Source organism: Phytomonospora endophytica (assembly GCF_014202425.1).
Taxonomy (GTDB): domain Bacteria; phylum Actinomycetota; class Actinomycetes; order Mycobacteriales; family Micromonosporaceae; genus Phytomonospora; species Phytomonospora endophytica.
On sequence record NZ_JACHGT010000019.1, the window covers coordinates 64,365 to 87,842 of the forward strand.

Below are 23,478 nucleotides of genomic sequence, written 5' to 3' on the forward strand. Positions count from 1 at the left end.
AGTCTAGGTCGTCAGCGCCCAGAGTCCGGCGACGGCGATGACGCCGAGGCCGTTGGTCGCCCAGTGCAGGCCGGCGGCGGCGAGGAGGCTGCCGCTGCGCCTGCGCAGCTCGCACAGCAGGAGCCCGGCGAGGCCCGTGAACAGCACGACGGCCGTCAGGATCGCGATCTTGGCCAGTCCGCCGGTCCCGAAGACCTCGATGACGGCCTTGTTGCGGTCGCCGAGCTTCAGCGAGGACAGGATGTGCCAGGCGCCGAACAGCATCGAGGAGACGCCGGAGGCCCACCACACGCCGCGGTGTTTCCCGACCAGCCCGAACAGCACACCGCGGAAGGCGACCTCTTCGAGCAGGATCGTGCCGAGTGGGATGAAGACGAAGGCCGTCAGCAGGGCCGCGCTGGGGTGGAGCTGGTAGCGCATGTCGATGAACGCGTCGCGTGAGAACGGCATCGCCACGCCCAGGGCGTAGATGCCGCCGACGAACATCACCGAGGCCAGCGCGTAGAGGGCGCCGCGCGCCCAGGTCCGGCGGCTCAGGCCGAGGTCGTGCCAGGTCAGGCCGTGCTTGCGGGCCAGCAGGATCAGCCAGGCCGCGGCGATCGGGCCGGCGATGAGGCCGGAGTTGACCGGGCCGAACTTGCGCAGGATGTTGACGGCGACGAGCGTGCCGAGGACGACGGCGAGAGTCAGGAAGAACCGCCTGCGGCGGCCCCCGAAGAGCACTGCGCGCACCCGGTCCACAAGGGACTTCGGGGCGGGGAGGGTTGCGGCGGTCGTGGCGGGGATCGTCTGTGTGTCAAGCACGAGGTGCGAAGCTCCGTGTACCGGGGACGGCTGCCGGGGAGTGCGTCAGCCTGGGACAGTACACGACCAAACCTGGGACGAAGCTGGTAGATACGCGTGCGGATGCCGACATCTCGCCCGGGTGGGTGATCCGGTTGGACCGTTCGGGCCACCCACCCGGGGGCGGCTGTCAGAAGGCGACGTACGGACGGTCCGCGCGGGCGGTGCGCAGGGCGTACGCCCACCAGGCGAGCTGGTCGAGCTGGCCCTGGGCGGCGCGGTTCACGCTCTCGGCGTCGCGCGGTTCGCCGTCCTCGCCGAAGCGTTCCCAGGCGAGGTGGAAGCTGACGGTCTCGCGGATGGTGACGGCGTGGAGCTCGGCGAAGACCGGTCGCAGCGCCTCGACGGCCCGCAGGCCGCCGGAGAGGCCGCCGTAGGAGACGAAGGCGATGGGTTTCCCGCGCCACTCGGCGCCGACGGAGTCGATCGCGGTCTTCAGCGGACCGGGGAAACTGTGGTTGTACTCGGGGGTGAGGACCAGGATCGCGTCGGCCGCGCCGATGCGTTCGGTGAACGACGCGCTCGGCGCCGGGTCCTCGGCGAGGTCGATGACGTCGGGCTTGATGTCGTCGCGCGCGTCGATCTGGCCGAGGAGCCAGTTCTTCACAACGGGCGCGAAGCGACCTTCACGGACGCTGCCGACGACGACGGCCAGTTTGTAGCGGTCCAAGGGGGTTTCCTCCAATGTGCGGGACATGGAGGCAAGGCTAGGACCCCAACCCCGGTTGAGGTCAACTCCGGTGGTCTATGTCTCCGTCACGGCCGTGAGCAGCACCACCGCGTCGTCGGTGGCCTTGAGGGAGTGACGGGTCTGCGGGATCTCGTGCAACTGGCCGAGGGAGATCTTGGTTTCCTCGCCCTCGGCGGTCGTGACGCACACGCCGCCGTAGAGGACTTGGAGACTCGCCGCCGTCGGCGCGTCGTGCTCGTCGAGGGCCGAGCCGGTCGTCAGCGCGATGATCGTCTGACGCAGCGGGCCCTCGTGGAGGAGCAGATGGGCGCTGCGCCCACGCTCGTCGGCGTGGGCCTTCTCGATGTGCTCGCGGATGAGCAGGGGTAGGTCGTGCATGCGGGCCTCCGGCGCTCGGTGCGTGTGGAGTACCCGGTGATGGTCGCAGTTAACCGGGGGGCGGGGGTGTGGATCGGGGGATCTGTGCGTCGTCGAGGAGCCGGTGCATGACGTCGACGGGGAGACCGGGATGGCGCGCGGCGGCCCGGGCGACCATCCGGACCGGGTCGTCGAGGAGCGCGCGGGCGCGCTCGGCGGGGAGGCGCTCGTGCGGGGCCGCGGCCGCGCGGACCAGCTCATCGGGGTCGGCCGACAGGCGGATGAGGCGGGTGGCGGTGACGGCGGGGTCGAGGACGGCGAGCCATCGGCGCTCGGGGTCGGGGTCGGTGGAGAAGCGGTCGGCGAGGCCCTCACGCGGGAAACCCGGCTTGTGGAGCAGGTCGCCGCGAGTGAGGGCCTTCGCTTCGAGGTAGGTGGACAGGAGCACCTCGGGCGCGACGCCGGGGTGGTTCTCGCACAGCAGCAGCCGGACGGCGTGGTCGGCGTCGGCCGAGAGCAGCACGACCAGGTCGGGCGGCAGGGAGGACGAGTGCGCGGCCGCCCGGCGCAGGCCGATGTGCGCGGAGGTCGCGCACATGCGCATGAGGTCGGGGTGATCGAGGTTCTGTCGCGCCCAGGCGGGCGGGTCGAACCTGTCGGACCGGGTGACGTGGACGTCGACGGCCGCGCGCTGTCGCTCGGTGAGTTCGGCGCGCATGGACACGGCGAGGCGGACGCGCTTGTCGGGGTCGACGGCGAGCCGGTCGACCAGGTGGGCCGACAGGCCCGGGTTGGCGGCGACGGCTTTGCGGACCAGGGGGGCCTGGTCGCGGGCGAGGCGCTCGTAGACGGCGAAAGGCAGCGGCGCTTCCTCGATGAGCCGTTCGCGCGGTCGGGACAAGGTCTCCGGGTCGGCGAGGAACTCCGCGGCGGCGGCCCCGTCGCGCATGCCCGCGTGCCACAGCGCGGCCCGGCGCACTCGGGCGTCCTCATCACCCCTGAGGCGTTCGATCACGGCATCCGACGGTTCCGGCCACGTCTCGATCGCGATGCGGCGGACCCGGGCGTCGGGATCGGCGCAGAGGAGCTCCAGCGCGTCGTCGCCGATCGCGACCTCCGCCGCGATGGCCGCGCGCACGACGGGGTTCGGGTCGCGGGCCAGGCGGGCGAAGACCTCGGCCGGGAGTTCCTCCACCGGCTCCCGGTGGGGCCTGCCCCCGGTCGCCAGCATCGTCCGCACGTGCGGGGACAGGTCCATGACCAGGCGCGAGCGCTGTGCCGCCGGGATTCGCCACCCGGTGGCGAAGGCGGCGCGGACCTCCGTGCCGGGATGCGCGACGACCGCGTCGTACACCGCCCCGGGCAGCTCGCCGCGTTCGGAGAAGAGCGCGTCCGACCACCGGTCGTCGCCTGGCTGAAGCAGCCTCAGCAGCACTTCCGCGGGCGCGGCGGGATTGGCGGCGACGCCCGTGACGCGGGCGCGGGCGCGGGCGAGGGGTGAGGACATCGGGTCATCGTGCCTTGGGCGTGGAAACGGCCCCCGGGAAACCCCGGGGGCCGTTTCCGCACACTTCCGCGCTACGACACCAGCATGTCGTGCCGGATCACGTTCTGGTCCCGCGCCGGGCCCACGCCGATCACCGAGATCCGCGCCTTGCACAGCTCTTCGAGCCGCTCCACGTAGGACTGCGCGTTCTTCGGCAGGTCCTCGAAGCGCCGGCACTCCGACACGTCCTCCCACCAGCCGTCGTGGAACTCGTACAGCGGCGTCGCGTGGTGCAGCGCCGTCTGCGTCATCGGCATCTCGTCGTGGCGTTCGCCGTCGATCTCGTAACCGATGCAGATCGGCACCTTGTCCAGCGACGACAGCACGTCCAGCTTCGTCAGGAACAGGTCGGTGATCCCGTTGACGCGCACGGCGTACCGGCCGATCACCGCGTCGAACCAGCCGCAGCGGCGTTCGCGGCCGGTCGTCGTCCCGTACTCCCCGCCGACCTTGAGCAGGTGCATGCCGTTGTCGTCGAACAGCTCGGTCGGGAAGGGGCCTGACCCGACTCGGGTCGTGTAGGCCTTGATCACGCCGATGACGCGGTCGATGCGCGTGGGCGGGATGCCCGCGCCGACGCAGGCGCCGCCGGTCGTCGGGTTCGACGAGGTCACGAACGGGTAGGTGCCGTGGTCGACGTCGAGCAGCGTCGCCTGCGCGCCTTCGAGGAGCACGTAGTCGCCGCGGGTGAGCGCGTCGTCGAGCAGCAGGCGCGTGTCGGTGATGAACGGGATCAGCCTCTCGGCGTAACCCATGTACTCCTCGACGACCGCGTCGATGTCGATCTTCTTGCGGTTGTAGACCTTGACCAGCACCTGGTTCTTCTCGCGCAGCGCCAGTTCGAGCTTCTGCCGGAAGATCTTCGGGTCGAGCAGGTCCTGCACGCGGATCCCGACGCGGCCGACCTTGTCGCCGTACGTCGGTCCGATGCCGCGGCCGGTCGTCCCGATCCGCGCCGACCCGAGGTAGCGCTCGACGACGCGGTCGAGGGCCCGGTGGTGCGGCATGATCAGGTGCGCGTCGGCGGAGATCTTCAGCTGCGTCACGTCGACCCCGCGCGCGGCGAGCCCGTCGAGTTCGTGCAGGAGGACCTTGGGGTCGATGACGACACCGTTGCCGATGACCGGCACGCAGCCGGGCGTCAGAATGCCCGTCGGCGTCAGGTGCAGGGCGTACTTCTCGCCGTCCGGCGTCACCACCGTGTGCCCGGCGTTGTTGCCCCCCTGGTAGCGGACCGTGTAGTGCATCCGCTCGCCGAGCAGGTCGGTGACCTTACCTTTGCCCTCATCGCCCCACTGGGTCCCGACGAGCACGATCGCTGGCATCTCTTCGCCTTCCCGGGTGACACCCGATTACCGATAAAGGGTAATGGGGTCGCTGATCAGGCCCTTACCTGGGAGGTGTGACCTGTTCGACCACTCCACGATACGGACACCGCACTGTGCACACGGGATGATCTGCGCCACCACTGGTAGACATGGATCCGTGCCGGACACCCCCCTCGCCGCGTACGACGCGTGGCTTCGGTCCCGTTTCACCGACCTCAACACCGGTCTCGAAGAGGCCTACTTCGCCGCCCGCGACGACCAGATCGCCGGGCACGACGCCGCCAAGGACGCGATCCTGCGCGAAGGCGCGGCCCTGATCGCCCGCATCGGCGACATCCCCCACGACGACGGCGACCGCTACAAGCTCCTCGGCGCGGTCGGCTTCCACCTCGCCGCCTGCGCCCGCCACGGCGTCGGCGACGCGACGCTCCTCGCGCCCGCGTGGGCCCTCGCCAGGCTGCTCGGGTCGGCGCTGGACGTGGCGCCGCGCTTCGTCTTCTCGCACCAGTCGCTGTACAACCCCGCCGTCGGCGACCGCTTCCACATGTTCACGACGCTGCCCGACGAGGCCCTGTTCATCACCCGCAACGGCGAGGCCGTCCTCGCCTACCGGCGGGCCGCGCACGCGCTGTCGGCGGTCGCGGCCATGGGCGTGTCCAACCCCATGGCGGCCTACCTGTTCGAGGACGCCGCCGCCGCCCTCGGCGACGTGCTGCGCTTCAGCCAGTCGCTGGCGCGCGAACTCGACCCGGAGCGCTTCTACCTCAACATCCGGCCGTACTTCACACCGCACGTCGTCGGCCGGACGGAGTTCCGGGGCGTCAACGCCGGCGACTTCGCCGCGATCAACGTCGTCGACCTGCTGCTCGGGCTGTGCTCGCCGAGCGACCCGTTCTACCAGGAGGTGCTCGCCGAGAAGCGGCCGTACCTGCCGCCGGGCGACGGCGCGGAGATCCAGGCGGTGCTGACGGTGCCGTCGCTGCTGGACCGGTTCGCCGCCGAGGCCGCGGTGGAGGTGACGCCCGGGCTGCGCAGGAACGCCGAGCTGTTCCTGGCCGTGTGCCGCGCGCACGGGGCGGCGTACGCGTTCCACCACCACCGGCTCGTCGCCGACTTCATCGAGAAGCCCGCCGCCGACCGGCCCACGCCCGTGGGCAGTTCGAGCGGCCCGCCGATGGAGGTCGTGCTGGGGATTCTGGGGCGGCTGGCCGACCTGCGCGCCGCGCGCGACCGGCCGGGGACGGCGAGGGGGCGGTTGGAGGGGTTGCGCGCGGCACTGGACTGACACCCACGCGAGCTCCCGGCCGGGCCCCGGCCTACATTTGGCCCCGTGGACGTAGTACTGCTCTCCCTCGCCGACGGCGCCCCGAGCTGTGGCCCCCGGACTCAGGTCCTGGCCTGCTCCGACGCCCTCAAGGCGGGCGGCGCGACCGTGCGCCTGGAAGAGGCCGTCGACGACGCCGGGATCGACGCCGTCCTCACCGACGTCGTCGCGTCCGGGGCCGCGCTGGTCCTGGCCGCCGACTCCGACGCGCAGGTGCGCGCGGTGTGGCGCCGGGCCGTCAAGCTCCTCGCGCCGCCCCCCAGCGCCCGTCCCGACGACCTCCCCGCCGGCCGCACGGTCCCCGACCTCCCGGCCCTCGGCGTCCTCCCGCTCGCGCAGGCGCCCGAACTCGTCGCCGCGCTCGACCTGCCGACGACGCCCGCGGCGGTCGCCGCCGCCGTCCTCGGTGGACGGACGCGCAGGCTCGACGTCCTCCGCCACGACGGCGGCTCCGCCACCGTCCACGGCGTCCGCCTCGGCGGCGGAGACACGCCCTGGTTCGGCAAGATCGCCGTCGACGACCTCATCCTCACCGACGGCACCCAGCGCGTCCTCACCTGCGTCGTCGCCAACGCCTCCGGCTACTCCACGGTGGACGGTCTCCCGCTGACCGACCCCGACCCCGCCGACGGCGCCCTCGACGTCGCCGTCGCCGTCCCCGTCGTCAAGCGCGGTCTCCTGCGCCGCAAGGTCCAGGTCGAGGTCCGCCGCGCCCGGGGCCGCGCCGTCGCGATCACACCCGGCGCCGAGGTCCCATACATCGACGACGGCGTCGTGGGGACCCTCGCACGCAAGCGCACGTGGTGGAACGAACGCGAAGCGGCGGCCGTTTACGTCACGTGACCGTCTCAGTCCGGACCGTCTGATGTCTTTATTGGCCTCGATGCGCAACAATCGGCAGGTACCAGCCACTCTTTCCCGAGGAGCGCCCGGTGGACAGGCCGCACACCGAGCACGACAACACGCACCCGCCCGCGTCCGATCAGGGAAGTGACGTCGACATCGCCGACGGCACGACCGTGCAGTGGTCGCCTTTCGGTCCGCCTCCGGCGCAGCCGGGCGGCGGTGCGGCCCACCCGCCACAACCCCCGGCACAGGCGGGAAACCCGGGAAACCCGGGGAACACGCAGGGAATCGCCCGGGTGTACCCGTCCAACGGCGGCTACACCCCGCCCGCGACCGACGACGCCACCGGCCAGCTCCCGCAGGTCGCGCCCCCGCCGGCCCACCACCAGCAGGCCCAGCCGCAGCATCCGCTCCAGGTCCCGCCGCAGCAGCCGCCCGCCTACCAGCCCCAGCAGCCGCCGATCTACCAGCCGCAGCAGCAGACCACGCAGTTCGGTCAGCCCTACGAGCAGCAGGTCGACCCGCCGCTGTCCGACTACGCGCAACCCTCCGGCCAGCACACGCAGCAGCAGCAGGCGCACCCCGGCTACGCGCCCCCGGAGGCCCCGGTCTCGGGTGGCTACCAGCCGCCGCACGCCGGTTACGCGCCCCCGCCCGAGGCGCCCGTGTCGGGCGGTTACCAGCCCCCGCAGGAATACGCGCCCCAGCCCGGGCAGTCGCTCGTCCCCTACCCCGACCAGCCCGGCTCCCTGGAGCACGGCCAGGTCACCGCCGACGAGTTCGCGCTCCGCCGGGCCGTCAAGCCGCCGACGCCCGTGGCGACCATGGGCCTGCGCGCGGTGCTGCGCAAGGGGACCTTCGGCGCCGTGAAGCTGCCCCCGGGCCGCAAGGAGCAGGACGTCAGCCGCGCGACCGAGATGGTCCGCCGCAACTTCGGCGGCCTGCGCCAGGTCACCGTCATCAACCCCAAGGGCGGCGCGGGCAAGACCGTCGCCGTCCTCATGCTCGCCATGACCTTCGGGCAGCGTCGCGGCGGGTACGTCCTGGCCTGGGACAACAACGAGACGCAGGGGACCCTGGGCATGCGCGCCCAGCAGGACTTCCACGTCCGCACCGTCCGTGACCTCCTGCGCGACCTCGACCAGTTCCGCGGCCCGACCGGCCGCGTCGGCGACCTCTCCCAGTACGTCCGCTCGCAGGGCGAGGCGATGTTCGACGTGCTCGCCTCCGACGAGTCGGCGACCGCCGGCGAGATGCTCACCTCGGCCGCCTTCGGCGAGATCCGCGAGATTGTCTCGCGTTTCTACAAGCTGATCGTCGTCGACACGGGCAACAACGTCCGCGCGCACAACTGGCAGTCCTCGATGGACGCGACCGACCAGCTCGTGGTCACCATGTCGGCCCGCAACGACTCCGCCGAGACCGCCGCCCGGGCCCTCGACCACCTGGAGCAGACCGGCCGCCAGGACCTGGTCCGCCGCGCGGTGACGGTCGTGTCGATGCCCGCCCACCGCAAGGATCTCGACCTCCCGGCCGTGCAGCGCCACTTCGCCGCCCGCACCCGGCAGGTGCTGCTCGCGCCCTATGAGAAGCTCCTCGACTCCGGTGAGCCGATCCGCTACGGCATGCTCTCCCAGGCGACGAAGGACGCCTGGCTGAAGATCGCCGCCGCCGTCTCCGAGGGGCTGTGAAACCGATCCTCATCGCCGTCGTCGGCATCGACGGCGCGGGCAAGACCTCGCAGGCGCACGAGCTCGCGGGCTGGTTGCGCGGCGGGGACTGGCACGTGCGTTACGTGCCGAACCAGACACTGCTGCCGGTCCGGCGCGCGCTGGACCGGATCGCCGTCGAGGACGGCCTCGGCGACCACACCGAACTCCTCGACGCCGACACCATGCGCCTACTCGCGTCGGGCGCGCGCCTGGCCGCGCTGCACGACGCGCTCGTCGAACCCGCGCCGGTGACGGTCGTCGACCGCTACACCTACTGCCAGTACGCCGCCGCGCGCCTGCTCAAAGCGGGGAACGAGGACGTCTTGCGACGCCTCAACCGCGAGCTGCCGACGCCGGATCTGACGCTGTACCTCGACATCGAGCCGGTCGAGGCGCAACGGCGGATCAAGGCGAGGGGCGTCGACGAGGAGACCCTTGAGTTCCTCGGCGGCTTCCGCGACGCCTACCGTTCGCTGCCCGAGTACGAGTCCTTCACGATCATCGACGCCGGCGGGGACTTCGGCACCGTGCAGGGTTTCCTGCGCGAGCCGGTGCGCGAGCTGCTCGCCGGGCTGTAGTCGGTCCGGAGTGGACGACGCGGAACACGGTGATCCGTGCGGACGGTCAGCCGACGGTAACCGGACGGTCAGCGCCCGCGCGCACGTTCGCAGGCATGACCGACGTCCTCATCTCCGGCGCGAGCATCGCCGGTCCCGCGCTGGCCTGGTGGCTGGCTCAGGCGGGAAACCACGTCACCGTCGTCGAACGCGCGCCCGGGATCCGTGACGGCGGTCAGGCCGTCGACTTCCGTGGACGCGCGCACATGGCGGTCCTCGACCGCATGGGCGTCACCGACGCCGTCCGCGACCTCGCGACCGGCGGCACGCGCCTGTCGGTGGTCGACGCGACCGGTCGCACGAAGGTCTCCCTCCCGGAGTCCTTCACCGGCGGTGCCGTCGAGATCGAGCGGGGGCGGCTCGCGCGGCTCCTGTACGAGCGGACGCGCGGGCAGGTCGAGTACGTCTTCGACGACTCGATCGCGTCCCTCGCGCAGACCGCGGTCGGTGTCGACGTGACCCTCGACAGTGGACGGCAGCTGACCGCGGGCGTCGTCGTCGGCGCCGACGGGCTGCACTCGAACGTGCGGCGGCTGGCCTTCGGGCCGGAAGAGGACTACGTGAGCCACTCGGGGTACCACATCGGGCTCTTCGACGTCCCCACCTCGTTCGCGCGCGCCGGTGCGGACCTGATCTACAACGAACCCGGCCGTGCCGTCAGCGTCGGCCCGGCGAGCCGCGGCGCGTCGGCGATGTTCGTCTTCCACGACGCGGCCCTGCGCTACGACCACCGCGACACCGACGCCCACCGCCGGATCCTCACCGGCGCCTTCGCCGGCATGGGCTGGATCGCGCCCGAACTGCTGCGGGAGGCGGCGACCGCCCCGAACCTCTACTTCGACTCCATCGCGCTGGTCGAGACCGACGCCTGCGTGCGCGGCCGGATCGCCCTCCTCGGCGACGCCGGGTACGGCGCCACCTGCGGCGGGATGGGCGCCGGACTCGCGCTCGTCGCGGCCTACGTTCTGGCACGAGAACTCGGCGGGCACGATCCCGCGACGGCCCTGAAGCGCTACGAGTCGCGGATCCTGCCCTACGCGGCGGGCTGCCGGAAGGTCGCGGCCGGTGCCGGGCCCTTCCTCGCGCCGCCGACGGCCGCGCGGCTGTGGATGCGCGACCGGATGTACCGGCTGCTGTCCTCGCGGGCCTTCGCCGGGATGCTGGAGCGCATGTCGGTGAAGGCGGCGGAGGGGATCGCGCTGGACTAGGGCGGCTCCTGCCCCGCCGCGTCTCCCGGCGCCACGGCCGCCTGCGGAGGTACGAGGTCGGGCGCGGTGACCCGGTTGAACATCCGCTCGGCACGGCGGCGGCGCTCGGGGTCCTTGGAGAAGAGCGCGACCCAGCTCAGGAACATGGTGAGCAGCGGGCGATTGCGGGAGAAGAGTCCCAGGAACAGACGCAGCACGGCGGTCTCCACGAGGTCGCGCGGAACGCGATCGCCGACCGCGGCGACCCGATGGGCCGTCGCGTCACACCCGTATGGGTACCGGTGTGCTCGCGTGCCGTCTCCCTCACGGCGGCACGGGAGCGGATTGCGTTCCCTCCGCGCGATCGGTCATGTCGGCCACGTGCTCGCCGACGACCGTGCTGTGTCTCCAATGTAGTCCGGAATCCTTGGCGTGCGACGCTTCCTGCCGCGAACACGACAAAGGGCGGGACCAGCACGGCCCCGCCCCTCTCACACGGTCCTAAGCGAGCGACAGGAACCACCGCACGGCGTCGGCCGTTCCCCGCTTGTTCGAGTCGGTGTGGTCGGTGTCGCCGACGTCGACGACGCGGACCTTCTTGCCGGAGTCGGCGAAGTCGGCGCGGCAGGCGTCGGTGTTCGAGGCCGCGGCCTCGGCGTCGGTCGGCGTCACGTACAGCCGCACGGGGGCCTTCGGGCGCCAGTCGGAGCACTGGGCGTCGCCGACGGCGAGCGCGTCGGCGAAGTCGCCGCCCGGGTTCTCCAGCAGGGCCTCGCCTTCCTCGGTGATGAGGTCGTCGAGGCTGTTCGGCAGTCCGTTGAAGAGGTCTTCGCCGCTGGTGTAGCCGTCGAAGAGGCCTTCGACGGTGCCGGCGTACGTCTCCTCGAAGACCTCCGAGGGCGAGTCGTACAGGTCGTGCAGCCGGTCCCAGGAGACCAGCAGGTAGGCGGTGTAGATGACGCTCAGCTTCTTGTGCAGTTCCCCGGCGAGCAGGGCGGGGATCTCCTCGCCGCCGAGGTGGTAGGCGCCGCTGATGGCGGCGACGGCGCCGAGTTCGAAGCGGTGGCGGCCGGCGTCGTCGCGGCCCTCGTCGAGGACGCGGGCGAGACCGAGGGCGGCCGAGGCGCCCTGGGAGAAGCCGGTGACCATGACGTCGCGGTCGAGTCGGCGGCCGAGGCCGGCGACCTTCTCGTCGGCGGCCCGGAGCATGTCCATCGACGCCGTCGTCTCCGACGGGAGGTCCATCCACGGGTGGAGGCCCGGTCCGGTGCCGAGGCCGAGGTAGTCGGGTGCGACGGCGGCGAAACCGGCCGAGGCGTAGGTCCACGACGGTGCCTGGTCCCAGACGTCGCCGGGCAGTGAGGGCACGCCTTCCTTGGTGCTCTCGGTGCCGTGCGTGAAGGAGACGGGTGTCAGGGAGCGGTCGCGGTTGTGCGGGAGGGCGAGGAGCCCGCTGGCGGTGGTGGCTTCGCCGACGGCGTCGACGGTCGCGTACTCCAGGCGGTACAGGTCGACGGGGTAGCGGACGGTGGAGGTGTCGAAGCCCTCGTCGGCCAGACCGGTGCGGAGTTCGGTGACCGGGACCGTGCGGACGAACTCCCCGGAGAGGAGCTCGCCGCGGCCGGAGTGGTGGTGACCGGCGGCGGCCGCGAGGCCCGGGGTGGCCAGCAACAGGGCGGCCGCGGTGGTCACGGCCAGGGCTTTCGTTGTCCTGTTCATGTCGCCAAAGCTATGGGCGCGAAGATCAGGCGACAGTGGACTCACGACGCCTCTTGACGGGGACCTACGCCCCCACCCGCGTTCGGGCGGGAAACCGTTGCAGTGATCAAGATGACAGAAGGCGGCGGCCCACGGGTCGGGAAGATCCCGTTACGTCCCCACGAGGGAGCCGTAACGTCAGCTTCGCCAATCCCCAGGCGACATTGTTTACGGAGTCCCCCTTGCCTCGCCGCGCCTCTACGCCGCGCCCGAAACCCGCCCGCCTCCCGTACGCCTTCTGGATCATCTGGGCCTCGTTGCTGATCAACAAGGCCGGTGGCTTCGTCATGGTGATGATGACGATCTACCTCACCGTGCAGCGCGACCTCTCGCTGAGCATGGCGGGCATCGTCGTCGGCGCGCACGGCGCCGGAGCCATCGGCGGCATGCTGACCGGTGGCGTCCTCACCGACCGCATCGGCCGCAAGAAGACGATCGTCACCTCGATGTTCGCCACGACGATCGTGCTCGGCGTCCTCGTCGTCGTCTCCAACGTCTTCCTCATCGCCGCCCTGGTCACCGTCCTCGGCTTCGTCAGCGTCATGGCCGGGCCGGCCTCGGTCGCCGCGATCGCCGACGTCGTCGAACCCGAGGAGCGTTCGCGCGCGTTCAACATCATGTACTGGGCGCAGACGCTCGGCATGGGCGCGGCCAGCCTCCTCGGCGGACTGCTGGCGATGTTCTCCTTCCCGCTGCTGTTCGCCCTCGACGCGGTCAGCGCACTGACCGCGGGCCTGCTCGTGCTGTTCGGGGTCCGTGAGTCGCTCAAGAAGGGCGACGACCCCGTCACCGGCGAGCCGGAGCCCGACCGCGGCACGCTCGGCCGGGTCCTGCGCGACCGGCCGTACATGCTCTTCGTCGGCCTGACCTTCATGCAGGCGCTGATGTTCTCCCAGACGAGCAGCACGCTGCCCCTGGCGATGAAGCGCGACGGGCTGTCGGAGACCCAGTTCGGGACGGCGCTGGCCTGCGGGACGGTGCTGGTCGTCCTCGGGCAGCTCGCCGTGCCGCGCCTGATCGACCGTTTCGGCAAGGCGCAGGTCCTCGCGGTGTCGCTGGCCGGTTCGGGTCTCGGTTTCGGGCTGCTCGGTTTCGCTAGCACCTTCGCGATGTACGTGTCGTGCGTGCTGGTGTGGACGGTCGCGTCGATGCTGGCGGCGCCCCCGAACGCGACGATCATCGCCGAGCTGTCGCCCGGCCCGATGCGCGGCCGGTACCAGGGCGTGTTCAGCGTGACCTTCGCGGCGGCGGCCTTCGTCGCGCCGACCGCGGGCGGCTTCACCCTCCAGTACCTCGGCGACTGGCACTGGGCGATCGTGTGCCTGGTCGGCGTCGCCGCCGCGGCCGGTCACCTGCTCACCGGCCCCGCGCGCGAACGCGCGGCCAAGGAGCGGGCCGCGCTCACCGCCGCCAACGCGGTCAAGGCCGCGTAAGGACTGTAAGCAGGCTCACCGCTTATCGTCGCGACGCCGCGGGCCGCCCGGGAGTGTAATGACTGTTATTCCTGACAGTCCTTACACCTTGGGAGGCCCGCGATGCGCACGGCACGCAACTGGTTCACCGAGACCACCGGTGGCCTGCCGCGCACCTTCTGGCACCTGTGGCTCGTCACCCTCATCAACCGGCTCGGCTCCTTCGTCGTCATCTACATGACCCTGTACCTGACCGTCGTGCGGAAGTTCGAGCCCTTCGAGGTCGGCGTCCTCATCGCCGCACAGGGCGCCGGAGCCATCCTCGGAACACAGGTCGCGGGCGTCCTCGCCGACCGCTGGGGCCGCCGCAAGACCCTCCTGCTGTCGAACTTCTCGGCCGTCGCGGTCCTGCTCGCCCTGTCCTTCGCCGACGGCAAGTGGGCGATCGGCCTGCTCCTCGGCGCGATGGGCGCCGCGCTCAACCTGGCCCGGCCCGCCTTCTCGGCGATGATCGCCGACCTCGTCGCGCCCGCCGACCGTATGCGCGCCTATACCCTCAACTACTGGGCCATCAACCTCGGCTTCGCCGGTGCCGCCCTGCTCGCCGGGCTCGTCGCCCAGTTCGACTACCGGCTGATCTTCCTGATCAACGCCGCCGCGATCGCGCTGACCGGCCTGATCGTGCTGCTCTTCGTGCCCGAGACGAAGCCCGCCTTCGAGGGCGTGCCCGACAGTCCGCGCGCCGCCCAGCCGCGCGGGGCCTTCCGCGCGATCCTGCGCGACCGGGTCTTCCTGGCCTTCGTCGGACTGACCTTCCTGCCCGCCTTCCTGATGTCCTCGCTCGAAGTGCTGCTGCCCCTCCAGGTGACCGGTGTCGGGCTGACCGAACGCGAGTACGGCTGGATCATCGCCACCAACGGCGTGTTCATCGTCTTCGGTCAGCTCTTCGTGCCCCGGCTCGTCGGCCGGGCGCGGCGGACGCGCGTGCTGGCGCTGGCGTCGCTGTTCTGGGCGGCGGGCGTCGGCCTGACCGGGGTCGCGTCGAGTGTGCCCGTGTTCATGGCGACCGTGCTGGTGTGGACCATCGGCGAGATGCTCCAGACCCCGGCGAACTCCGCGACCGTCGCCGACCTCGCGCCCGCCGACATGCGCGGCCGCTACCAGGCCGCGTTCTCGCTGTCCTACCAGGCCGCGACGCTGACCGCGCCCGTCCTCGGCGGCCTCGCCCTCCAGTACCTGGGCGGCGGCTGGTGGCTGCTGGCCGCGGGCATCGGGATCGCCGCCGCCGGCGGAAACCTCCTTGCCGAGCGTTCGCGGGAGCGGCGGCTGGCACCGGCCGAACCGGTGCCGGAGCCCGTCGTCGCATAGGTCGTCAACCTGGGGTTGACGAACTCCATGCGTCAACCTATGGTTGACGCATGGAGCGCTATCCCGTTCGCCTCGGCGACCTCATCGAATTCGTCAACCAGCAACCCGGCGGCCCGCTCGACCACCTGTCGGCCGCTTCGGAGATCGGTGCCTACCTGGACGAGATCTCCGACCATCTCATCGGCCACTTCGTCGACCAGGCCCGCCGGGCGGGCTCCTCCTGGAGCGAGATCGGCCAGTACATCGGCGTGAGCAAGCAGGCCGCGCAGAAGCGTTTCGTCGCCAAGGCCAGCGACCTGCCCACTCAGCTGTCGGGCGCCTTCGCCCGCTTCACCGCCCGGGCCCGGCACGTCACCGTCCAGTCCTCGGCCGAGGCGCGGGCCATGGGACACCAGGAGGTCGGCGGCGAGCACATCCTCCTGGCGCTGCTCGTCGAGCCCGACGCCCTCGCGGCCCGGGCGCTGGCCGAACAGGGCGCCGACGAGGCGAAGATCCGCGCGTCCGTGGCGGCCGCCCATCCGGCCACGGACGAGGAGACGCCCGAGCACATCCCCTTCAGCGCGGAGGCGAAGAAGATCCTCGACCTGACCTTGCGGGAGGCCCTGCGCTACGGCCACAACTACATCGGCACCGAGCACATGCTGCTCGGGATCCTGCGTGACGGGAAGGGTATCGGCGCCAAGGTCCTCGACGAGCTCGGCGTGCGGCGCAAGGTCGCCGAGGCGTGGATCGGCGGCGAGCTGGCGAAGCTGACGGCGGGCGGGGACGTCGGCGAGGCGGAGTAGGCGGGGAGCGGGCGGGCCTGGTCCAGGCCCGCCCGCTTGCGTATACGAAACGTATTACACTCGGTCCATGAATGAGCGAACAGCGACCTGGAGTGCCGGCACGGGCGTGCTCACGTTGCCGTCGGGGCGCCTGGTCCGTGGCCGGGGCCTGCGGCACGGGACGCCCGACGGTCCGCCGCCCGACTTCGGCGTCTATCTCCTCGGCAAGGCGCCGACCCTGCCGTGGGAGTCGCGCTGGCTGCGCTGCCGCGACTTCTGGGTCCCCGACGCCGCCGACGCCCACGCCGCCCTTGCCGAGGCCCTGGAACGCGCGGGTTCGGAGCGTGTCGAGGTCGCCTGCGGCGGTGGTCGCGGCCGGACCGGCCTCGCGCTGGCCTGCCTGGCGGTCCTCGACGGCGTCCCGGCGGCCGACGCCGTCGCCTACGTCCGCGCCGGTTACCACCCCGGCGCGGTCGAAGTCCCCTGGCAGCACCGCTTCGTGCGACGTTTCGGCATGGAGGAGGATCGGCCGCATGGACGCTGACATCGAGCGCTTCGAGTTCGGCTCGGACGACGGCATCGCCTTGACCGACGCGCTCGACTTCGCCGACCCGAAGCCGGTCGACGTGGGGGCCATGGTCGTCAAGACCGTGCGGGTCCCGCCGGAGACCGACCGGGCCGTCACCGCCGCGGCCGCCGCCGAGGGCGTCTCCCCGTCGGCGTGGATCCGCCGCGCCATCGAGGCCAAGCTCGCCGGTCGCGAACCGGGCGAACTCGTCAACGTCGAGGACGTGCTCAGGGCCGTGCGGGCGCTGCCCCGCGCCGAGGGCTGAGCGGGCACTTCAGAAATCGCTACCCCGGTCCACTAAAATCCGAAGCATGTCCCGCCGCTCCTATAACCAGTACTGCGCGACCGCCCACGCCCTCGACCTCGTCGGCGAGCGCTGGACCCTGCTCCTCGTCCGTGAGCTGCTGACCGGGCCGCGCCGTTTCGGCGACATCCTCGGCGGTCTGCCCGGGATGGGCACGGGCCTGCTCGCGGCACGGCTGAAGTTCCTGGTCGAGGAGGGCATCGTCGAGCAGGTGACGCTTCCGGCGCCGGCGAACACGCCCGCCTACGCACTCACCGAGGCCGGTGCGGCCCTGGAGCCGGCGGTTCTGGCGCTGGCCGACTGGGGCATGGCCTGGGCGCTGGGTGAGCGGCGGAAGGGTGAGGTCTTCCGCGCGGGCTGGGCGGTGCTGGCGATGCGTTCGGCCTACGTGCCGCGCGCGGGTTTCGCGGCCGTCTACGAGTTCCGCGTCGATGACGAGATCTTCCACGCCGCCGTCCGCGACGGTGACATCGCGACCGTGCACGGTCCGGCGCAGCGGCCCGACGTCGTCATCACCGTCGACGACGGCGACACCTTCCGTGCGCTGCTGAACGGTGAGGACGTCGACGGCGGGGTCACCGCCCTCGGGGACCCCGCCCTCGTCGCACTGCTGCCGACGCTCTTCGCCTGGCCCGAGGCCCGCGAGCGCGTCAGCTCAGCGCGACCCCGTTGACCGTGAAGGCCACGTCGATGTTTCCGCGTGTGGCGGTCGAGTAGGGGCACAGCCCGTGCGCGGTCCGCACGAGCTCCTGCGCGGCGGCGGCGTCGGCGATCGACGGCAGCGTCACGTCCAGTTCGGCGGCCAAAACGAAGCGCCCGCCGCCCGCCGGTACGAGGGAGACCGCGGCGTCGATGACGGCGTCACCGGCCTCGACGCCCTCCTTCTTCCCGACGAGCCCGAGGACCGCCTCGAAGCAGGCGGCCCACCCGACGGCGAACAGCTGCTCGGGGTTCACGCCGTCACCGTCGCCGCCGAGTTCCTTGGGCAGTGCCAGGCGGACGTCCAGTTCGCCGCCGGACGTGCTTCCCCGGCCGCCGTCGCGGCCGCCTTCGACGCGGGCGTGTGCGGTGTAGGCGGGCTTGGCCATCTCGACTCCTTCAAAAACAACAGGTGTGTGCTTCTTGTTTTTGAACCATAGAGGGCGAGGGGGTGGGAACGCAAGCGGCCTGCGGGGGCCCGCCCTGTTCGAGGGCACGGCGAAGCACTCGGGTCTGACCCTGACCGAGGCCAAGGTCTGCCCGAGTGGTGTCGTCGGCCCGCGCTACTTCGCCTGGACCGACGTTCAAAGGGGGCGGGGGAGACCCGCCCTAAAGGCCGTTCGGCTCGTTGCGCGCCGTCGCCGGGTGGATCGCGATGAGCCCCGACTTGCGCCGGGCCTGGCACAGCTCCACGAGCCGGTCGTAGGCGGGTTTCCCGATCAGCTCGGCCAGCTCCGCCGCGTAGGACTCGTACAGCGCCACCTTGCCCGTGTGCGCCTCCGGTGCCGACGTGCACCACCAGTGCAGGTCGTGCCCGCCTTCGCCCCAGCCACGCCGGTCGAACTCGGTGATCACGACGACCTGCTTCTCCGTGCCGTCGGCGTGGCGCAGCTTCTCGTAGTCGCGCTTGATCGGCAGCTGCCAGCACACGTCCGGCTTGTACTCCAGGGGATGGACCCCGTCGCGGAGGGCCTGGGCGTGCAGCGCGCACCCGAACCCACCGTCGAAGCCGAGCCGGTTGTGGAAGATGCAGGCACCGTCGACCGTCGCCGTGCGCAGCGCCGGCTCCGGTTCGCCCTCGTCGTTGTCGAGTTCGTCGGTCTCGGTGGCGTCCTTGAAACGCGGCCGGTAGTGCTGCCACGTCTCGGGCGTCAGCCGCGCGGCGGCCTTCCGCACGCGTTTGACGTCGTCGGCGTCGGTGAAGAAGGCGCCGTGCGTGCAACAGCCGTCGGCGGCTCCGCCGGGGTTGATGCCGTGGCAGCCACTGGCGAAGATGCACGACCAGCCCGACAGCAGCCAGGTCAGGTCGGCGCGGATGAGGATGTCCGGGTCGTCGGGATCGAGGAACTCGATCCACTCACGCGGGAAGTCGAGGGCCACCTCGTTCTTACGCGGATTGTCCGCAAGTGTCACCGCTCAAGCGTACGTGCTGCGCAGGGGCAATGCCGTCAGCCGGTAGCGTGGCGCCATGAGGCTCGGTGTGCTCGACGTGGGATCCAACACCGTCCACCTGCTCGTGGTGGACGCGCACAGGGGCGCGCACCCGTGGCCGCTGCACTCCGAGAAGGCGGCGTTGCGCCTGGCAGAGCGCCTGGACGACGACGGGAACATCGAGGCGCAGGCCGTCGACGACCTCATCCACGCCGTCGACAACGCGCAGCGTTCCGCCCAGGAGATGGGCACCGAGGGACTCATCACCCTCGCCACCTCGGCCGTGCGCGACGCCACCAACGGTGAGGAGGTCCTCGCCCGCGTCCACGACGAGACCGGCATCGACCTCCAGGTCCTCGCCGGCGACGACGAGGCGCGGCTGACCTTCCTTGCGGTACGGCGGTGGTTCGGATGGTCGGCCGGCAAACTCCTGGTCCTCGACATCGGCGGGGGCTCCCTCGAAGTCGCCGCGGGCGTCGACGAACTGCCCGAGGTCGCGCTCTCGGTGCCCCTCGGCGCCGGCCGCCTGACCCGCGACTGGCTGCGCGAGGACCCGGCGACGCCCGAGAGCGTCGAGGCGCTCACCGACTACGTCACCACCGCGCTGAACGACGCCGCCGCGCGCGTGTCCAAGATCGGGCCCTTCGACCGCGTCGCCGCGACCTCGAAGACGTTCCGCACGCTCGCGCGCCTCTCCGGCGCCGCGCCCTCCGCGGCCGGACTGCGCGCCCCCCGGTCGCTGACCCTCACCGGCCTGCACCAGACGGTGGGTTTCGTGCGGCGGCTGTCGTCGGCGGCCCTCGCCGAACTCGAAGGCGTCAGTCCCCGCCGCGCCCACCAGCTCATGGCCGGAGCCGTCGTCGCCGAGACCGCGATGTGGCGCCTCGGGGTCCGCGAGCTGGACATCTGCCCGTGGGCGCTCCGGGAAGGCGTGATCCTGCGGTACTTGGACCAGCTGGGGAGCTGACGGGGACACGTCGACCCGGGGCGCTCACCACCGCGCGCCCGCCGTGGCCGTCCCGGGCGGGTTGACGACACCAGGCATGCTGTGAGCCGGCGAGCGAACACGCTGGACACCCGTTCACGTCCGGCTTCCCGGCGCCCACGACCGGGAGTCCGTGCCCGGAAGACGGCTCGACCGGCGCCGCCCTCGTCCCGGCCTGATCCGCCGCAACCGAGAGGAGCCCCGTGCTCGCCTCCGAACCGCTCCTCCCCGAACCCGTCCGCGGCATCGTCGGCCCGGTCCTCGTCGGCGCGCTCGTCGCCTTCACCCTGGCCGGGGCGCTGTTCATGGTGATCTGGCCGAAGAAGATGAGTGCCTACCGCCCCGGCGGCCCCGGCCCGATCAGGCTCCGGATTCTCGGTATCGTCGGGCTGCTGATCTTCGCCGCGCTGGGCTGGGGCTACTTCTTCGGCGGCTGAGCCGTCGTCCCGACAGGTGAGACCGCCGCCACTCCCGCTTCACGCTCCGGGCCGATAGGGTCACCACGTGGACGCATACCTCATCGACGCGGTACGCACCCCCTTCGGCAAATTCCGGGGCGGGTTGTCGACCGTGCGCACCGACGACCTCGCCGCCCTGCCCATCGCCGAGTTGATGGCGCGTAACACGGGCGTTGATCCGTCCGATGTGGACGATGTGCTGCTCGGCGACGCCAACGGCGCCGGTGAGGACAACCGCAACGTCGCGCGCATGGCCGCGCTGCTGGCGGGCCTTCCCGTGACCGTGCCGGGCGTGACGATCAACCGCCTGTGCGCCTCCGGCGGCGAGGCCCTCGTCCAGGGCGCCCGCGCGGTGTCCACAGGGGACGCCCGCTACGTCGTCGCGGGTGGCGTCGAGAGCATGAGCCGCGCGCCTTTCGTCATCCCCAAACCCGATGAGGCCCTGCCGCGCGCGATGGAGATGTACCCCACGCACCTCGGCTGGCGCATGGTCAACCCCGAATTCCCCGACGAGTGGACGCGCTCGCTGGGCGCCTGCTCGGAGAGCGTCGCCGACGAACTCGGCGTCGACCGTGTCGCCCAGGACGAGTGGGCGCTGCGCAGCCACCAGCTCGCCGCGGCCGCCTGGGACAAGGGCCTCCACGCTCCACATGTCATGGAGGTCAACGGCATCCGCCGCGACGAGAGCATCCGCGCCGACACCTCGATGGCCAAGCTCGCGTCCCTGAAGTCGTCCTTCTCACCCGACGGCGCCGTGACCGCCGGGAACTCCTCGCCGATCAACGACGGCGCCGCCGCCGTCCTCATCGGACCCCGCACGCAGGGTTCGCTCGGCCGGATCATCGGTTCGGCTACCGTGGGCATCGCCCCGGAGCGTTTCTCGGTGGCGCCCGCCGACGCGATCCGCAAACTCCTCGCCCGCCTGGATCTGTCCTTTGGGGACATTCACGCCTGGGAGATCAACGAGGCCTTCGCCGCCATGGTCCTGTCGAACCTGAAGCTGCTGCCCGAACTCGACCCGGCGAAGGTCAATGTGGACGGTGGCGCGATCGCCTACGGCCATCCGCTGGGCGCCTCGGCGGTCCGCGTGATCATCGACCTGTGCGCGCAGCTGCGGCGACGCGGCGGCGGCTACGGGATCGCCGCGGCCTGCATCGGTGTCGGGCAGGGGATCGCGGTGGCGGTCCACGTTGACTGACCTGCCCGCCGGCCCGCGCGGCGACGTCCGTGCCCTCCCGCCCGCCTTCGCCGCCCACGCCCGCGACTTCTACGCGGGCGACGCCGTACCGGCCGAACCGCGTGCGGCCGCGACGGTACTGCTGCTGCGCGACGCCGCCGATGTCGGCGTCGAGGTCTTCATGATCCGCCGGGCCGCGACGATGGTCTTCGCCGGTGGTCTCTACGCCTTCCCCGGCGGCCGCGCCGAACCGTCCGATGTGGACATCGCGGCGACCGCCTCCCGGGAACTCGAAGAGGAGACCGGAGTGTCCTCTGTGGAGCTTCGGGCCTGGTCGCGGTGGATCACCCCGGAGTTCGAGCCCCGCCGTTACGACACGTGGTTCTACGTCGCCGCCCTCCCCGGCGGCCAGGAGCCGGCCAACCTCGGCAGCGAGGCCGACCGCGCCATCTGGTGTGCGCCGAAGGACGCGCTCGACCGCTTCGCCGACATGATGCTCCCGCCGACCGCGGTGACCCTCGCCGACCTGGCCGAGCACCCGTCGACGGCCTCGGTGCTCAGCGCGGCCCTGAGTCGTGACCTCGCCCCGATCCTGCCGCGCGTCGTGCTCGACACCGACCCGCCGCGCATGGCGATCCCGGGAGACGCCGACTATCCGCGCCCGGACGGCGGGTAACCCGGCCCCGGCTCGTTCACGAGCTCCGCGCTACGCCTCCCGGAGCTGCTCGATCTGGCGTCGGGACAGCTCGACCGTCCGGCGCATGTGCCGCAGGAGCACCTGCTTTTCCTCGGGCGTGTTCTCCTCCAGCAGTTCGCGCCAGCCCGCGCCGAGGCGTGCCCACATGGCGCCGTACCCGGCGAGTGCCTCCGGGACGACGCGGACGAGGACCTTGCGGCGGTCGTCGGTGTCGCGCACGCGCTCGACGTAACCCGCCTTGACCAGCCGGTCGACCAGCCGGGTCGCCGAGCCGCTGGTCAGGCCGGTCATCTCGGCGATCGCGCCGGTCGTCACGGGCTCGGGCTCGGCGGTGATGAGGTTGAGGCACTGCACGTCGGTCGGGTGCATGCCGACGTGGTCGGCGACGGCCTGGTTGAACAGCACGTACGAGGCCATGTAGTGCCGCGAGGCGATCTCCAGCTCGGTGAGTCGAGTGCTGTGTGTCACAGTCGTTCCATTCCTAAATGCTTGCGCGACGCAGGCAATCCGACTTAGATTATCTGCATGACGCAGTCATCCTATCCTTCGGTCCACGCCGTCACCGGCGCCACCGGTGCCCAGGGCGGCGCCACCGCCCGCGCCCTCCTCACCCTCGGCCACCACGTCCGCGCCCTCACCCGCGACCCCGAGTCGATCGCCGCGAAAGAACTCGCCGAACTCGGTGCCGACGTCGTCCGCGCCGACTTCGACGACCCCGGCAGCCTCGACGCCGCCCTCGCCGGCGCCGACGGCCTGTTCGCCATGTCGACCCCCTTCGGCACCGACCTCGACACCGAGGTCCGCCAGTCCGTCACCCTCCTCGACCGCGCCAAGGCCGCCGGTGTCGGTCACATCGTGTACACCTCCGCCACCAACGCCGACCGCGCCACCGGCATCCCCCACTTCGACACCAAGTACCGCGTCGAACGGCACCTCCGCGACCTCGGCCACGACTGGACCGTCATCGGCCCCGCCGCGTTCCTCGACAACTGGACCTCCGGCTGGAGCATGGAAGGCCTGCGCAACGGCGTCTTCGCCCTGCCCATGCCCGCCGACCGGCTCCTCGCCGTGATCACCGCCGCCGACATCGGCGCCTTCGCCGCCCTCGCCCTCGACCGGCGCGCCGAGTTTGCCGGCCGCCGCGTGGACATCGCCTCCGACGAGCGCACCCCCGCCGAGATCGGCGCGGCCATCGCCGCCGCCTCGGGCTGGGAGCTCGTCTACGAGGAGGTCCCGCTCGACGTCACCCGCCGCTACTCCACCGACCTCGCCGCCATGTTCGGCTACTTCACCGAGACCGGCATGGACGTCGACGTCGCCGCCCTCCGCCGCGACCACCCGCAGGTCGGGTGGCACAGCGTGGAGGACTGGGCGGCGGGGGTTGACTGGGAGGGGTGAGGGGCGGG

26 protein-coding genes are annotated in these 23,478 nt (G+C 71.6%); 16 read left to right on the plus strand and 10 right to left on the minus strand.

Annotated features, from left to right (window positions below; translation table 11 throughout):
- Positions 1-3: 3 nt before the first annotated feature.
- From HNR73_RS33585 to HNR73_RS33605, 5 genes are all read right to left on the minus strand, one after another.
- Complete coding sequence (locus HNR73_RS33585; protein WP_239122197.1) at positions 4-804, minus strand: CPBP family intramembrane glutamic endopeptidase; 801 nt, start codon at positions 802-804, stop codon at positions 4-6.
- Between the two features lie 169 nt (positions 805-973).
- Positions 974-1,540 (minus strand): NADPH-dependent FMN reductase, encoded by a 567-nt coding sequence (locus HNR73_RS33590; protein ID WP_184791922.1) that lies wholly within the window; start codon positions 1,538-1,540, stop codon positions 974-976.
- A 48-nt stretch (positions 1,541-1,588) separates the two neighbouring features.
- On the minus strand, positions 1,589-1,912 hold the full coding sequence (locus HNR73_RS33595; protein WP_184791923.1) for a cupin domain-containing protein: 324 nt from the start codon (positions 1,910-1,912) through the stop codon (positions 1,589-1,591).
- 49 nt (positions 1,913-1,961) lie between these two features.
- Positions 1,962-3,398: a hypothetical protein gene (locus HNR73_RS33600; protein WP_184791925.1), complete on the minus strand. Its 1,437-nt coding sequence runs from the start codon at positions 3,396-3,398 to the stop codon at positions 1,962-1,964.
- Positions 3,399-3,469: 71 nt separating this feature from the next.
- Entirely contained in the window at positions 3,470-4,762 is a 1,293-nt protein-coding gene (locus HNR73_RS33605; protein ID WP_184791927.1) for an adenylosuccinate synthase, read from the minus strand.
- 160 nt (positions 4,763-4,922) lie between these two features.
- On the opposite strand from HNR73_RS33605, the gene HNR73_RS33610 reads away from it, so the two are divergent.
- From HNR73_RS33610 to HNR73_RS33630, 5 genes are all read left to right on the plus strand, one after another.
- The gene (locus tag HNR73_RS33610) at positions 4,923-6,050 is read left to right on the plus strand and encodes a monodechloroaminopyrrolnitrin synthase PrnB family protein (protein ID WP_184791929.1); all 1,128 of its coding nucleotides are present in this window, start codon (positions 4,923-4,925) and stop codon (positions 6,048-6,050) included.
- A gap of 45 nt (positions 6,051-6,095) precedes the next feature.
- Positions 6,096-6,932, plus strand: coding sequence for a hypothetical protein (locus HNR73_RS33615; RefSeq protein ID WP_184791931.1), 837 nt, complete (start codon positions 6,096-6,098; stop codon positions 6,930-6,932).
- Between the two features lie 89 nt (positions 6,933-7,021).
- Positions 7,022-8,626, plus strand: coding sequence for a MinD/ParA family ATP-binding protein (locus tag HNR73_RS41035; protein WP_239122196.1), 1,605 nt, complete (start codon positions 7,022-7,024; stop codon positions 8,624-8,626).
- Positions 8,623-9,225 (plus strand): dTMP kinase, encoded by a 603-nt coding sequence (locus tag HNR73_RS33625; protein ID WP_184791933.1) that lies wholly within the window; start codon positions 8,623-8,625, stop codon positions 9,223-9,225. The genes HNR73_RS41035 and HNR73_RS33625 overlap by 4 nt, the downstream gene beginning before the upstream one ends.
- Before the next feature lie 95 nt (positions 9,226-9,320).
- Positions 9,321-10,472, plus strand: a complete 1,152-nt coding sequence (locus tag HNR73_RS33630) for an FAD-dependent monooxygenase (protein WP_184791935.1) — start codon at positions 9,321-9,323, stop codon at positions 10,470-10,472.
- Here HNR73_RS33630 and HNR73_RS33635 read toward each other — a convergent pair.
- Both HNR73_RS33635 and HNR73_RS33640 read right to left on the minus strand, forming a co-directional pair.
- Positions 10,469-10,669 carry a hypothetical protein gene (locus tag HNR73_RS33635; protein WP_184791937.1) on the minus strand — a complete coding sequence of 67 codons (201 nt, stop codon included), beginning with the start codon at positions 10,667-10,669 and terminating at the stop codon, positions 10,469-10,471. The two genes, HNR73_RS33630 and HNR73_RS33635, sit on opposite strands and share 4 nt — an antisense overlap.
- A 283-nt stretch (positions 10,670-10,952) precedes the next feature.
- Entirely contained in the window at positions 10,953-12,170 is a 1,218-nt protein-coding gene (locus HNR73_RS33640) for a lipase (protein ID WP_184791939.1), read from the minus strand.
- Between the two features lie 221 nt (positions 12,171-12,391).
- Between HNR73_RS33640 and HNR73_RS33645 the strand changes: the two genes are divergently transcribed.
- The 6 genes from HNR73_RS33645 (at position 12,392) to HNR73_RS33670 (ending at position 17,298) form a co-directional block, all read left to right on the plus strand.
- The gene (locus HNR73_RS33645; protein ID WP_239122195.1) at positions 12,392-13,642 is read left to right on the plus strand and encodes an MFS transporter; all 1,251 of its coding nucleotides are present in this window, start codon (positions 12,392-12,394) and stop codon (positions 13,640-13,642) included.
- A 102-nt stretch (positions 13,643-13,744) separates the two neighbouring features.
- A complete protein-coding gene (locus HNR73_RS33650; RefSeq protein ID WP_184791941.1) occupies positions 13,745-14,989 on the plus strand; it encodes an MDR family MFS transporter in 1,245 nt (414 codons plus the stop codon).
- Positions 14,990-15,039: 50 nt separating this feature from the next.
- Complete coding sequence (locus HNR73_RS33655; RefSeq protein ID WP_184791943.1) at positions 15,040-15,774, plus strand: Clp protease N-terminal domain-containing protein; 735 nt, start codon at positions 15,040-15,042, stop codon at positions 15,772-15,774.
- Between the two features lie 67 nt (positions 15,775-15,841).
- Entirely contained in the window at positions 15,842-16,297 is a 456-nt protein-coding gene (locus HNR73_RS33660; RefSeq protein ID WP_184791945.1) for a protein-tyrosine phosphatase family protein, read from the plus strand.
- The gene (locus HNR73_RS33665) at positions 16,287-16,586 is read left to right on the plus strand and encodes a ribbon-helix-helix domain-containing protein (RefSeq protein ID WP_184791947.1); all 300 of its coding nucleotides are present in this window, start codon (positions 16,287-16,289) and stop codon (positions 16,584-16,586) included. The genes HNR73_RS33660 and HNR73_RS33665 overlap by 11 nt, the downstream gene beginning before the upstream one ends.
- Positions 16,587-16,632: 46 nt before the next feature.
- Entirely contained in the window at positions 16,633-17,298 is a 666-nt protein-coding gene (locus HNR73_RS33670; RefSeq protein WP_184791948.1) for a winged helix-turn-helix transcriptional regulator, read from the plus strand.
- On the opposite strand, the gene HNR73_RS33675 is transcribed toward HNR73_RS33670, so the two are convergent.
- Both HNR73_RS33675 and HNR73_RS33680 read right to left on the minus strand, forming a co-directional pair.
- Positions 17,276-17,713: an Ohr family peroxiredoxin gene (locus HNR73_RS33675; RefSeq protein ID WP_184791949.1), complete on the minus strand. Its 438-nt coding sequence runs from the start codon at positions 17,711-17,713 to the stop codon at positions 17,276-17,278. The genes HNR73_RS33670 and HNR73_RS33675 overlap by 23 nt on opposite strands.
- A 220-nt stretch (positions 17,714-17,933) precedes the next feature.
- Positions 17,934-18,737: a DUF3109 family protein gene (locus HNR73_RS33680; RefSeq protein WP_184791951.1), complete on the minus strand. Its 804-nt coding sequence runs from the start codon at positions 18,735-18,737 to the stop codon at positions 17,934-17,936.
- Positions 18,738-18,792: 55 nt separating this feature from the next.
- Between HNR73_RS33680 and HNR73_RS33685 the strand changes: the two genes are divergently transcribed.
- The 4 genes from HNR73_RS33685 (at position 18,793) to HNR73_RS33700 (ending at position 22,051) form a co-directional block, all read left to right on the plus strand.
- Positions 18,793-19,722, plus strand: a complete 930-nt coding sequence (locus HNR73_RS33685) for a Ppx/GppA family phosphatase (RefSeq protein ID WP_184791953.1) — start codon at positions 18,793-18,795, stop codon at positions 19,720-19,722.
- 221 nt (positions 19,723-19,943) lie between these two features.
- Positions 19,944-20,177, plus strand: a complete 234-nt coding sequence (locus HNR73_RS33690) for a hypothetical protein (RefSeq protein WP_184791955.1) — start codon at positions 19,944-19,946, stop codon at positions 20,175-20,177.
- A 67-nt stretch (positions 20,178-20,244) separates the two neighbouring features.
- Complete coding sequence (locus HNR73_RS33695) at positions 20,245-21,396, plus strand: thiolase family protein (RefSeq protein ID WP_184791957.1); 1,152 nt, start codon at positions 20,245-20,247, stop codon at positions 21,394-21,396.
- A gap of 1 nt (position 21,397) precedes the next feature.
- Entirely contained in the window at positions 21,398-22,051 is a 654-nt protein-coding gene (locus HNR73_RS33700; RefSeq protein ID WP_203686433.1) for an NUDIX hydrolase, read from the plus strand.
- A 30-nt stretch (positions 22,052-22,081) separates the two neighbouring features.
- Here the strand turns inward: HNR73_RS33700 and HNR73_RS33705 are convergent, their stop codons facing one another.
- Positions 22,082-22,540 (minus strand): MarR family winged helix-turn-helix transcriptional regulator, encoded by a 459-nt coding sequence (locus tag HNR73_RS33705; RefSeq protein ID WP_203686422.1) that lies wholly within the window; start codon positions 22,538-22,540, stop codon positions 22,082-22,084.
- Between the two features lie 57 nt (positions 22,541-22,597).
- Here HNR73_RS33705 and HNR73_RS33710 point away from each other — a divergent pair, with 57 nt between their 5' ends.
- Positions 22,598-23,470: an NmrA/HSCARG family protein gene (locus HNR73_RS33710; RefSeq protein ID WP_184791961.1), complete on the plus strand. Its 873-nt coding sequence runs from the start codon at positions 22,598-22,600 to the stop codon at positions 23,468-23,470.
- Positions 23,471-23,478: the final 8 nt, after the last annotated feature.